Genomic DNA, 11,446 nt, shown 5'->3' with positions numbered 1-11,446 from the left:
CGTCCAGGACCGGGTGGTCGGGGAACAGGGAGGCGGTGTGCCCGTCGGGGCCCATGCCGTTGAGCACGAGGTCGAAGCGGGCGCCGGCGGCGGCGAGCTCGGCGGCCGTGCGCTGCACGAGCGCCCGGGCGCCTGCGAGGGCCTCGTCGTCGGCGGTCATGCGGACCAGCCGGGCGGATCCGCGTACCCGAGCTCGTGCCGGGCCGCGTCGATCGTCTCGAGCACCGCGACCGCGGTCGCCGCAGGGTGGTCCGGGTGCTCGGAGCGCCCCTCCGCGATCGCCCGGGCGACCGCCGCCGCCTCGTAGCAGAGGCCCTGCCGGAACGGCCGGCCGAACGGGTCCTCCCACGCGCCGGCCACGGTCCCGTCGGCGCCGACGAGCGTCAGCCCGCTCGCCGCCCAGAACGGTGCCGCCACCTCGATCCGGGCCCGAGCCCCGACCGCGGTCGCGCGCCAGGCGGTCCGCCCGCGGAACCCGGTGGTGACGACGCCCTGCGCCGCGCCGGTCTCGAGCACGAGGGTGGCCTGCTCGTCGACGCCGGTCGCGCCGAGCAGGCCGCGGGCCGTGACCCGGTCGGGCGGGCCGAGCACGAGGTGCGACCACCAGGCGACGTAGACGCCCAGATCGAGCAGCGCTCCGCCGCCCTGCGCCGGATCGAGCAGCCGGCTCGCCGGATCCGCGGATCCGCCGCCCGCGAAGTCGGCCGTCGCCAGCGACACGGGGCCGAGGCCGCCCCGCTCGAGCACCTGGGCGACGACGTCGGTCTGCGGCAGGAAGCGGGTCCACATCGCCTCCATCGCGAAGACCCCGGCCGCGGCGGCCGCCGCGAAGATCGAGCGGGCCTGCGCCGCCGTCACCGCGACGGGCTTCTCGACGAGGACGTGCTTGCCGGCCGCGACCGCGAGCAGCGCGTTGCGGGCGTGCTCGCGGTGCGGGGTCGCGACGTAGACGACGTCGACCTCGGGATCGGCGACGAGCGCCTCGTAGCCGACGTGCACCCGCGGAACGTCGTAGCGGACCGCGAAGCGCTCCGCGCGGTCGGCGCTCCGGGAGCCGACGGCGACCACCCGCTGGCCGGTGTGCCGCTGCAGCGCGTCCACGAAGTCGCCGGCGATCTCGCCGGGGCCGAGCACGCCCCAGCCCAGGGAGGGCGCGTCGGCGGGGTCCGGGGTTCGCGGGGCGGGCAGCGCGGCGTCGGCCATGCGGTCATCCTCGCGGATCCTCGCCATCGTTATGAATTCGTGATGAATGGCACCGGGCATGCCGATCGCAGTGCAGTCTGACGAGGTGCCCCAGCTGTCCCCGGTCGTGACGGCCGTCTCGGTCGCCGCGTCGATGGTCGGCGCCGTCGCGCTGCCCGCAACCCCCTCGAGCCATCCTCAGCCGATCTACGCCATCGGTGACTCGTGGGCGGCCGGGCTCTACGCCGACCCGACGCATGCGCTCATCCAGGATGCGGCGGACGATCTCGGCACCACAGCGGACGTCGACGGGCAATCGGGATCCGGCTACCTGGTCGCTCCCCCCGGCACCGCGACGTACCCGGAGCGCGCCACCCGGATCCCCGCCGGCCCGGGCGCCGCTCTCGTGATCGTGCAGGGCGGCAGCAACGACGTCCAGTCGGACTTGAGCACGCTGCCGGACGCGGTCGCTCGCACCGTGGCGGGTATCCAGGCGGTGCGTCCCCACGCGTCGGTGGTGCTGCTCGGCCCCGGGCCCGACCCGTGGCCGGTCACCGGGGTGCAGCGTCAGGTGGACGACACCCTCGCAGCGGAGGCGGCGAACCTCGGCGTGCGCTACATCTCTCCGCTGCGGGAGGGCTGGTTCACGGCCGACGACGTCGACGACATCATCGATCCGGCCACCCATCACCCCACGGCCGTCGGGGACGCCGTCCTCGGTGCCGAGCTCGCCGCGGAGCTCCGGAACGACGCGCCCCGACCGCAGCGTCCCCGCACCAGCGCGTGGCTCCCCTCGCTCCCGCAGCGGGCCGCTCGCGCTCGCCGAGCTGGGAGGCCGCGCTGATCCAGCCCGACCTCGCGCGCTTCTTCGAGCTGCTGGCCGCCGTGCCGGTCGCACCCGACGCCGAGGCGCTCTGGGACGCGGGCCGGCCCGGCGGCGCGCTGCGGCTCGCGAACCTGCACCGGTACCTCGAGCTCGTGGCGGACGCCGACACGGCACTGATCGCCGAGGCGCCCGGCCACCGCGGCGCGACCGTGACGGGGGTGCCGTTCATGAGCCTCCGGGAGCTCACGGCCCGGCCCGGCCGGATCACCGGCGACCCCGCCGGCGACGGCTTCGCGGTGCCGGAGGGCCCCGCGCCCGCCTGGGAGGCGTCCTCCGCGGTGGTGTGGGCCGCGCTGGCGCGGTGGGGACGGCCGCTGCCCGTCTCCTGGCCGATCGTGCCGCACCATCCGTTCCCCCCGGGGGTCCCGGCCGGCAACCGCACCCCGCGCCCGTCGGAGGTGCGGGACGGCACGCCCGTCGCCCTCGAGCTGCTCGCCGCGTTGCGTGTCCGTCGTGTCGTGGCGGTCGGCAGGAAGGCGGAGGCGGCGCTCGCCGACGCCGGCGTCGACGCGGTCGCCGTGCGCCACCCCGCGCAGGGCGGAGCGGCGCGGTTCACGGAGGGGCTGCTCCGCCTCGCACCCGGCTGACCCCCGGATCCCCGCGGCGCTTGAACGGGGGAGCGCGGAGGGCGCTGTTCCGCGGCAGGATCGGAAGCCGTACACCCGCGACTCGCGGTCCCGCCTCCCACCGGATGCGGTCCGCGGCGTGGACCATGTGCGAGAACCGACGTTCGACGCGCCGGTCGTCCAGCCGATTCCCGGCGAGAGGGCGGCCGCGTGCTCCCGATCCGCGGAGGACTCATGAGGCGGAAACCCGCACAGGTCGGCATCGACGAGCTCGTCGAGGCGGCCGTCGCGGTCGCGTTCGACCAGGGCCTCCACGCGGTGTCGCCGGACAGCGTCGGGGCGCGCGCCGGCACCACCCCGAAGGTCGTGCTCCACCACCGGCCCGACACCGCCGCCTTCATCGCCGAGGTGTTCCAGAAGATCGTCGGCGCCGAGCTCGCCGAGGTGAAGCGGGTCGTGCTCGCACACCCGGCGCCGACCGTGCAGCTCTCCGCCCTGCTCGAGACGCTCGCGCTGCCCGTGCGGATGGACGTCGACTCCGTCTGGCTCGAGTCCTGGAGCCTCGGCCGCCGCAACCCGGCGCTCGGCGCCGCCGTCCGCGCCGAGGAGGGCGCCTGGCACGCCTTCGTCTCGGCCGTCATCCGTCGCGGCGTGCGCTCCGGCGACTTCCTGCCTGCCGACCCGGAGACGGTCGCCCACCTGCTGCTCGCGGTCATCGACGGCGTGAACGCCTACTCGCTGGTCGGCTACCACTCCGAGATCGACCGGATGCGGCTGCTCACCTCGGTGGTGCGCAGCGAGCTCGGCGTCACCGGCGGGGTCGAGCCGGCGGAGCAGGTCGCGCAGGCCTGACCCGGCTCGGCCCGACCGTCCGTGTCCGGCTGGGCGGTCGTGCTCCAGGCAGGCCGCCCGACCTCCTGCCGAGCCTCGGTACCCTGGCCGAGCCCATGATCCCCGCCCGTCCCCTGCTGCTCGGCGTGCTCAACACGACGCCCGACTCGTTCAGCGACGGCGGCCGCTACCTCGACGCCGCTGCGGCGATCGCCCACGGCCGCGCGCTCGTCGCGCAGGGCGCGGACGTCGTCGACGTCGGTGGGGAGTCGACGAGGCCGGGCGCGGATCCGGTGCCGGTGGCCGAGGAGCTGCGCCGCACCATCCCGGTCGTCGCGGGCCTCGTCGGCGACGGCATCCGCGTGAGCATCGACACGCGGTCCGCGACGGTGGCCGCCGAGGCGATCGCCGCCGGAGCGGGGATCGTGAACGACGTGAGCGGCGGCACGGCGGATCCGCGGATGCTCGGGACGGTCGCCGGCTCGGCCGCCGAGCTCGTGCTCATGCATTCGAGGGGGGCCGCCGCGACCCCGCCGCGCTACACCGACGTCGTCGCGGAGGTGCGCGCCGAGCTGGAGCGCCGGGTGGCGTCGGCCAGGGCGGCCGGCATCCCGGACGAGCGCCTCGTGCTCGATCCCGGCATCGGCTTCGCGAAGGGCGCCGCCGAGAACTGGGCGCTCCTCGCCTCCGTCGACGACCTGCGGATCGACGGCATCCGGCTGCTCGTCGGGGTCTCCCGCAAGCGGTTCCTCGCGGCGCTCGCGCCCCACGGCGCGCCCGCCGAGGCCCGCGACCTGCCCACCGCCGTGCTCTCGGCGCTCCTCGCCGAACGGGGCGTGTGGGGCCTCCGCGTGCACGACGTGGCCGCCACCCGGGTCGCGCTCGAGGTCGTCGCGAGGCTGGTGGCATGACCACGGGCGACCGGATCCTGCTCACCGGGCTCACCGTGCGGGCCTTCCACGGCGTGCACGCCGAAGAGCGGGAGCAGGGCCAGGACTTCGTCGTCGACGTCGAGCTCGTGGTGCCGCTCGGCGTCGCCGTCGCGACGGACGACGTGCTCGGCACCGTGCACTACGGGGAGCTGGCGCGCGGGATCGTCGCCGCGGTCGAGCGCGACCCCGTCGACCTCATCGAGACCGTCGCCGACCGCGTCGCCCGCCTCGTGCTCGCCGATGAGCGGGTCGAGCGGGCGATCGTGACGGTGCACAAGCCCCAGGCGCCGATCGGCCTGCCGTTCGGCGACGTCGCCGTGCGCGTCGACCGCACGGCCGAGCGGCTGCTGCGGCGCTCCCACGTCGTGATCGCCCTCGGGGGGAACCTCGGCGATCCGGCGGCCACCCTCGACGCCGCGGTGGCGGCGCTCGGCCGGCTGCCCGGCCTCACCCTCACCGCCGCGTCCCGGCCGATCGAGACCGTGGCGCTCACGGTCGCCGGGCCCGATCCCGACAAGCCCCGCTACGTGAACCGCGTCGCCGTCGGCGAGACCACGCTCGAGCCGCGCGCCCTGCTCGGGGATCTGCTCGGCATCGAGCGCGTGTTCGGCCGGCAGCGGCTCGAGCACTGGGGCGACCGCACCCTCGACCTCGATCTCGTCGCCTACGGCGACCTCCGGATCGACGAGCCGGGGCTGACCGTGCCGCATCCGCGCGCCCACGAGCGCGACTTCGTGCTCGCGCCGTGGCTGGAGGTGGAGCCGGAGGCGGTGCTCCCGGGCCGCGGACCCGTGCGGGACCTCCTCGCCGCGCTGGGGCGCCCCGCATGACCGTGGACCGGGTGCGGGCGGCGGCGGCCGTCGCCGAGTTCCTCGCCGCGATGGGCGAGGATCCGACCCGTCCGGCGCTCGCCGCCACCGCCGCGCGCGTCGCCGAGCTCGGCGCGGAGCGGTTCGCCGGGGTCGGCGTCGATCCGGTGCCGGACCTCGCCGCGGCCGCCGTCGCCGACGTGTCCGCGGCCGGCCCCGTGGCGTTCCGCGCGGTGCCGTTCGTCTCGACCTGCGAGCACCATCTGCTGCCCTTCGCGGGCACGGCGACGATCGTCTACCGGCCCGGCGGATCGGTCGCCGGCTTCGGAGCGCTCGCCGGAGTCGTGGAGACGCTCGCCGCCAGGCCGCAGGTGCAGGAGCGGCTCACCGACGAGATCGCGGACGCCGTCGCGCGGGGCCTGGCGGCGTCGGGCGTGCTCGTCGTGCTGACCGCCGAGCACGACTGCGTGGCCCTGCGCGGGCGCCGCCTGCCCGGCACCTCCGTCGTCACCCTCGCCGCCCGCGGCGCCTACGAGACGGGCCCGGCGCGCGCCGAGGCGCTGGCGCTCGCGGGCGAGCCCGACGACCGGCACGCCGCGCGACCCCCGCGCGGCTGATCGACTCCGCCGTGCTCAGGATCCGCACCGAACTCAGGGCGAACGGATGACGACCGCGGCGGGTGGCACCGGAAGTCCTGGATACCGCGGAGCGGTCACGACGTGAGCGGCGAGCCCGCGATGTCGAACTTCATGCTCACCATGTCGCCGTCGAGCAGCGGCAGCGCCTCGTGCAGCGCCTCGCGCACCGAGCCCTGGCCGAGCGAGGCCCGGTGCGACTCGGCGGAGTCCCACACCTCGAGCACGTACACCCGGTCGGGTGTCGACGGGTTGGTGCCGACCTCGTAGACGAGGCACCCGCAGGCCTCGAGCTCCGGCTTGTAGCGCGTCAGGATCGCGACGAGCTCGTCCCGCTTCCCGTCGAGCGCCTTCAGGCTGCCCATGTTGCCCCACGTCACCCGACCATCCTGCTGCAGGCGCCGGGGAGCGGCCCCGGGCAGCGGCACCCCGCTTCCGCGGCGGCCGCACTGCTCCGCCGCGGGCCGCGGGTCCGCGGCCTCGTGGCCCGCACGCCGTCCGCTCGGATGCTCCCCGCCTGCTCGCGCACCCGGGCACGGGAGGCAGGCCGGGGCGGAAGCGAAGGGCCTCGACTTCCCAGGGAACGGCGCACGGGGGCCAGCATGCTGTGGCGGGGCGGACGCCCTACGAAGGAGGAGCCGTGCCCGGTCTGAACCTGACCCGAGCGGAGGCGGCGGAGCGCGCCGCGCTGCTCACCGTCGACTCGATCGAGATCGAGCTCGACCTCACGCGCGGGTCGCAGGAGTTCGGATCCACGACCACGCTCCGCTTCTCCGCGGTCGACGGCGCGTCCACGTTCGTCGACGCGGTCACGGCCCGCGTGCACGCGGTGCGCCTGAACGGCGAGGACCTCGACCCGGATCAGGTGAGCGACGGCGTCCGGATCACGCTGCCGCGCCTGCAGGCCGACAACGAGCTGGTCGTCGTCGCCGACGCCCGGTACACGAACACCGGCGAGGGTCTGCACCGCTTCCTCGACCCGGTCGACGGCGAGGTGTACCTGTACTCCCAGTTCGCCGTCCCGGACGCCCGGCGCGTGTTCGCGGTCTTCGAGCAGCCCGATCTGAAGAGCACGTTCCGGCTCACGGTCACGGCGCCGGCGCACTGGCAGGTCGTCTCGAACCAGCCGACGCCCGCGCCGGTGCCGCTGCAGGACGGGGCGGCCCGCTGGTCGTTCGCGCCGACACCGCGGATCGCGGGCTACCTCGTGGCGCTGATCGCCGGTCCCTACGCGGTGCGCCGCGGCGAGCTCACGTCCGCCGACGGCCGCCGCGTGCCGCTCGGTGCGTTCACCCGCACGTCGCTCGAGCCCTACCTCGAGGCCGACGAGATGTTCGCGAAGGCGACCGCGGGTGTCGCGTTCTACGAGGCCGCCTTCGGCGTGCCGTTCCCGTTCGAGAAGTACGACCAGCTCTTCGTGCCGGAGTACAACCTCGGCGCCATGGAGAACGCCGGCGCCGTCACGTTCACCGAGGACTTCGTCTTCCGCTCCCACGTTCCCGACGCCATGCGGGAGTCGCGCGCCATGGTCGTGCTGCACGAGCTCGCGCACATGTGGTTCGGCGACCTGGTGACGATGCGCTGGTGGGACGACGTGTGGCTGAACGAGTCGTTCGCGACCTTCGTGTCGTACCTCGCGACCGCTGAGGTGACGGAGTGGCGGGACGCCTGGGCGTCCTTCGACGCGGACGAGAAGAGCTGGGCGTACGAGCAGGATCAGCTGCCCTCGACGCATCCGATCGAGGCCGAGATCCCCGACATCGAGGCCGTGCAGGTCAACTTCGACGGCATCACCTATGCGAAGGGCGCCAGCGTGCTGAAGCAGCTCGTCGCCTACGTGGGCCGGGAGCCGTTCCTGACGGGGGTCGGCGCCTACCTGCGGCGGCACGCGTGGGGCAACGCGACGCTCGCGGACCTCTTCGCCGAGCTCGAGACGGCGAGCGGCCGCGACCTCGACGCCTGGAGCCGAGCGTGGCTGCGGACGGCCGGCGTGAACACGCTGACGCCGGAGCTCGCGGTGGCAGGCGACGACGCCGTCGTGCGCCTCGACCTCCTGCAGACCGCGTCCGACGGCGTGCTGCGCCCGCACCGGCTCGCGGTCGGCTTCTACGACGAGCAGGACGGGCGCCTCGTGCGCACCCGCCGCATCGAGCTCGACGTGGCGGGGGAGCGCACGGCGGTGCCGGTGCCCGACGGGGTGCGCACGCCCGCCCTGCTGCTCGTGAACGACGACGACCTCGCCTACGCGAAGGTGCGGATGGACCCCGCGTCGCTCGCGACCGCGCGCGCCTCGCTGTCGCGGATCGACGATGCGCTCGCCCGCGCGCTCGTGTGGGGCTCCATCTGGGACGCGACCCGCGACGCCGAGCTGCCGGCGTCCGGGTTCGTGCGGCTCGTGCTCGATCACGCGGGCGCTGAGACGGTGTCCGCGACGCGGGCGATCGTGCTGAAGCAGGCCGTGCTCGCCGCGGGGAGCTACGTCGCCCCGGATCGGCGGGCGGCGGCGCTCGAGGAGCTCGCGGACGGCCTGCTCGGCCTCGCCCGAGCCGCCGAGCCGGCATCGGATGCCCAGTTCCAGTTCGCGACCGCCTTCGCGAAGGTCGCCAGGACGCCGGCGCAGCTCGACGCCGTGCAGGCACTGGCGGACGGCTCGGCGGCCCTGCCCGGACTCGAGGTGGACACGGACCTCGCGTGGGGGCTGCTCGTCGCCCTCGTGGCCGGGGGGCGGGCCGGTGAGGCCGAGATCGGCGCCGCGCTCGAGCGCGACGGGACGGCGAAGGGGCGGGAGTCGGCGCTCGAGGCGCGGGCCGCGCTGCCGACGCCGGACGGGAAGACGGCCGCGTGGGCGTCGGTCGTCGAGTCCGCCGCGCTGCCGAACGCGCAGGTCCGGGCGACGACGGCGGGCTTCACGCGGGTGCTCTCGCCCGCGCTGCTCGGGCCGTACGTCGAGCGGTACTTCGCCGAGATCGACGAGCTGTGGGCGCAGCGCGACTTCGCGATCGCGGAGGCGCTCGCCCGCGGCCTCTACCCGGCACCGCTCGCGAGCGTCCCGCTCGCGGTCGCGTCCCGCCGGTGGCTCGATGCGCATTCCGAGCCGACGCCGCTGCGCCGCATCGTGGTGGAGAACCTCGCGCGCGTCGACCGCGCCCTGGCGGCGCAATCCCGCGACGCCGAGTCCTGACCACCCGGCGGGCGGTTTCGGGCAGGACGGGCGTCCGATGACGCCCGAGGGTGTCCGAAGTGGCCCGCCGCCGCGCTGACGACGGCCCAGGTCAGCGGACGGCCGGCTCCAGCAGGGCGAGGGTGCGCGCGCCCGCGTCGAGCGCCGCGCGCACGCCGACGGGCAGCGGCAGGTTCGGGGGCTCGTGGCCGATGTTCACGTCGCCGAGCACCGGCACGCCGGGCACGACGTCGAGCACGACCTCGGCGAGGCCCGGTCCGTCCTCGGTGACCTCGACGGTCGATGCCGGTCCGAACACGAGGCCGTTGATCCGGTCGAGCAGCCCTGCGAGGCGGAGCACGTGGAGGTCGTTCCAGAGCCCCGACGTCGACGCGCCCACGTCCTCGAGGAAGAGGATCGCGCCGTCGAACCGCTCGGCCGGCAGCGCGAACGGGGTGCCCTGCAGCCGCACGATCCGGTTCAGGATCCCGCCGAGCAGCGGCCCCTCCGCCTGACCGGCCCGCCACGTCGCCGCCGCCTCGTGCACCGGCAGCGCGCCCGCCGGATGCGTGCCGGTGAGCACCAGCCGGTAGGCGTCCGCGAGACGGGCGCGCTCGGGCTCCGGCAGCTCATGCCGGTACCCGAACCCGTGGGTGACGAGGTCGCCGTGCACCGTGACGAGCCTCGTACGGGCCGAGAGGGCGAGCTGCAGGCCGTTGATGTCGCTGAAGCCGACGATCGGCTTCGGATCGGCCCGCACCGCGTCCAGGTCGACGAGGTCGAGGTAGGAGAACGTCGTGCGGCCCCCGGTGAGGGCGAAGATCGCGCGCACCTCGGGGTCCGCCAGCAGCCGGTTCAGTTCCGCAGCGATCACCGCCGGCCGTGCGGCGGACCACCAGTCGTGGCGCCCGAGCTCGACGAGCGGCGACACCTGGACGGTGAAGCCGGCCCGCTCCAGCTCCTGCACGCCGTCGTCGAACGCCGCCCGCTCGCTCTCCTCGAGGCCGCTGGAGAGCGCGGCGACGGCCACGGTGTCGCCGACGTGCAGCGCGGAGGGACGGAGGGGGGCGAACGCGGCGGTCATCGGTCCATGCAAGCCGAGGGCGCCGACGGGGGCAACCGGGATCACCCCGGTCGGCGACCGGCGACGGTGGGCCGACGTAGGGTGCCGCCATGCCGGAGCCGGTCGACGCGTGGTGGGAGCGCCGGCGCGCGTCCACGGGCCGCTCCGTGCCCTATCCGGTCGGCAGCTACCGGGGCGAGTGGGCCCGCTACCCGCTGCTCGTGAAGCAGTACCACCCCGACCTCAACCGTGGCATCGCGCTCAGCCAGGTGCCGCTCGCGGCCGACGTGTGGCTGCTCTGGGAGTGCGACTCGGGGCACCGCTTCATCGCGACGCCCGAGGAGCAGCGGATGCGGCCGGGCCGGGAGCGCAGGCGGTCCACGTGGTGCCCGACGTGCTCCGACCTCGCCCTCGGCCGCACGCCGCGCCCCGTGCCCATGCGGCCGCCGATCGCTCGCGCCGTCGACCCCGCAGTCGCGCCGTCCCGGCCCGTCCCGCCGCCGAAGCGCCCGAAGGCGCCTCGGAAGCTCTGCCCCGTCACGCCCGACCTGCCGGTGGGCGAGCCGTTCGTGAGCGCGTGCGCCCCCGCGCCCGCGTCCGCCGCCGAGGGCTCCCTGCGTGCGGCCCTGCTCGAGCGCCTCGCCTTCGACGCGGACCAGAACGCGGTGCGGCTCGGGCAGCCGTTCTTCGAGCACCTCGAGGCATGGCCCGACCTCGTGCTCGGCGACCTGCGGATCGCGATCGAGTACGACACCACCGGGCGGCACGGCCTGGAGCACGTCGGCCGCCGCGAGCAGATCGACGCCCGCAAGGACCGCCTGCTTCGGCACGCCGGATGGGAGGTCGTCCGCATCCGCACCGGCCGCCTGGCCCCCCTGGGGCCCTTCGACGTCGAGGCGGCGGGGGTGTCCGGCCGGCTCGTCGACCGGGTCGTCGACCGCCTCCGCGACGTGCGGGGGCCGCTGCTCGTCGACGCCTACCTCCGGGACCGACCCGCGGGTGGGGGTCCTAGTCTTCGGGGATGAGCGGTCCCCAGCCGGTCGGCGCCGACCTGCACCTCGCCGATGTCGATCCGTCGTCCACCCCCGGCATCGCGAACCGCCGCGAGGCGGTGCGCAAGCGGCAGGGGCACGCCGACGACATCGCCGACCTCCAGGAACGGCTCTACGCCGCGGGCAAGGAGGGCGGGGGGCGTTCCGTGCTGCTCGTGCTGCAGGCGATGGACACCGCGGGCAAGGGCGGGATCGTGCGCCACGTGATCGGCGCGATGGACCCGCAGGGCGTGCACCTGCACGCGTTCAAGGCGCCGACGGCCGAGGAGCGCGCGCACGACTTCCTCTGGCGCATCCGCGCGCAGCTGCCCGCCCCGGGGATGATCGGCG

General features: G+C 75.5%; 12 protein-coding genes and 1 pseudogene. 9 read left to right on the top strand and 4 right to left on the bottom strand.

Annotated features, from left to right (window positions below; genetic code table 11):
- Together JWQ92_RS16370 and JWQ92_RS16365 are read right to left on the bottom strand one after the other, a co-directional pair.
- A partial coding sequence (locus tag JWQ92_RS16370; protein WP_297345528.1) for a 6-phosphogluconolactonase occupies nucleotides 1-160 on the bottom strand: 160 nt, incomplete at its 3' end.
- On the bottom strand, nucleotides 157-1,203 hold the full coding sequence (locus tag JWQ92_RS16365) for a Gfo/Idh/MocA family oxidoreductase (RefSeq protein WP_297345527.1): 1,047 nt from the start codon (nucleotides 1,201-1,203) through the stop codon (nucleotides 157-159). The genes JWQ92_RS16370 and JWQ92_RS16365, both read right to left, overlap by 4 nt.
- A gap of 58 nt (nucleotides 1,204-1,261) precedes the next feature.
- Between JWQ92_RS16365 and JWQ92_RS16360 the strand changes: the two genes are divergently transcribed.
- The 6 genes from JWQ92_RS16360 to folE all read left to right on the top strand — a co-directional run bounded on the left by JWQ92_RS16360 (nucleotide 1,262) and on the right by folE (nucleotide 5,823).
- Nucleotides 1,262-2,026, top strand: a complete 765-nt coding sequence (locus JWQ92_RS16360; RefSeq protein WP_297345526.1) for an SGNH/GDSL hydrolase family protein — start codon at nucleotides 1,262-1,264, stop codon at nucleotides 2,024-2,026.
- The gene (locus JWQ92_RS16355; RefSeq protein WP_297345525.1) at nucleotides 1,966-2,655 is read left to right on the top strand and encodes a uracil-DNA glycosylase family protein; all 690 of its coding nucleotides are present in this window, start codon (nucleotides 1,966-1,968) and stop codon (nucleotides 2,653-2,655) included. Before JWQ92_RS16360 ends, JWQ92_RS16355 begins: the two co-directional genes overlap by 61 nt.
- 213 nt (nucleotides 2,656-2,868) lie before the next feature.
- Nucleotides 2,869-3,486, top strand: coding sequence for a TetR family transcriptional regulator C-terminal domain-containing protein (locus tag JWQ92_RS16350; protein WP_297345524.1), 618 nt, complete (start codon nucleotides 2,869-2,871; stop codon nucleotides 3,484-3,486).
- A 95-nt stretch (nucleotides 3,487-3,581) separates the two neighbouring features.
- Nucleotides 3,582-4,376 (top strand): dihydropteroate synthase, encoded by a 795-nt coding sequence (folP, locus tag JWQ92_RS16345; protein WP_297345523.1) that lies wholly within the window; start codon nucleotides 3,582-3,584, stop codon nucleotides 4,374-4,376.
- Complete coding sequence (gene folK / locus JWQ92_RS16340; RefSeq protein WP_297345522.1) at nucleotides 4,373-5,227, top strand: 2-amino-4-hydroxy-6-hydroxymethyldihydropteridine diphosphokinase; 855 nt, start codon at nucleotides 4,373-4,375, stop codon at nucleotides 5,225-5,227. The genes folP and folK overlap by 4 nt, the downstream gene beginning before the upstream one ends.
- Nucleotides 5,224-5,823: a GTP cyclohydrolase I gene (gene folE / locus JWQ92_RS16335; RefSeq protein ID WP_297345521.1), complete on the top strand. Its 600-nt coding sequence runs from the start codon at nucleotides 5,224-5,226 to the stop codon at nucleotides 5,821-5,823. Before folK ends, folE begins: the two co-directional genes overlap by 4 nt.
- Nucleotides 5,824-5,918: 95 nt before the next feature.
- On the opposite strand, the gene JWQ92_RS16330 is transcribed toward folE, so the two are convergent.
- Nucleotides 5,919-6,221 carry a putative quinol monooxygenase gene (locus tag JWQ92_RS16330; RefSeq protein WP_297345520.1) on the bottom strand — a complete coding sequence of 101 codons (303 nt, stop codon included), beginning with the start codon at nucleotides 6,219-6,221 and terminating at the stop codon, nucleotides 5,919-5,921.
- A 260-nt stretch (nucleotides 6,222-6,481) separates the two neighbouring features.
- On the opposite strand from JWQ92_RS16330, the gene pepN reads away from it, so the two are divergent.
- Nucleotides 6,482-9,022: an aminopeptidase N gene (pepN, locus tag JWQ92_RS16325; RefSeq protein WP_297345519.1), complete on the top strand. Its 2,541-nt coding sequence runs from the start codon at nucleotides 6,482-6,484 to the stop codon at nucleotides 9,020-9,022.
- Nucleotides 9,023-9,113: 91 nt separating this feature from the next.
- Here the strand turns inward: pepN and JWQ92_RS16320 are convergent, their stop codons facing one another.
- A complete protein-coding gene (locus tag JWQ92_RS16320; protein ID WP_297345518.1) occupies nucleotides 9,114-10,085 on the bottom strand; it encodes an LD-carboxypeptidase in 972 nt (323 codons plus the stop codon).
- A gap of 89 nt (nucleotides 10,086-10,174) precedes the next feature.
- Here JWQ92_RS16320 and JWQ92_RS16315 point away from each other — a divergent pair, with 89 nt between their 5' ends.
- Together JWQ92_RS16315 and JWQ92_RS16310 are read left to right on the top strand one after the other, a co-directional pair.
- Entirely contained in the window at nucleotides 10,175-11,089 is a 915-nt protein-coding gene (locus JWQ92_RS16315; RefSeq protein ID WP_297345517.1) for a hypothetical protein, read from the top strand.
- A pseudogene (locus tag JWQ92_RS16310) lies at nucleotides 11,086-11,446 on the top strand (polyphosphate kinase 2 family protein); the annotation flags it as partial. The gene JWQ92_RS16315 and the pseudogene JWQ92_RS16310, both read left to right, overlap by 4 nt.

Origin of the sequence: Amnibacterium sp. (assembly GCF_025463795.1) — a bacterium.
Classification (GTDB): Bacteria; Actinomycetota; Actinomycetes; order Actinomycetales; family Microbacteriaceae; genus Amnibacterium.
This window is presented reverse-complemented; position numbering and strand designations above follow the sequence as displayed.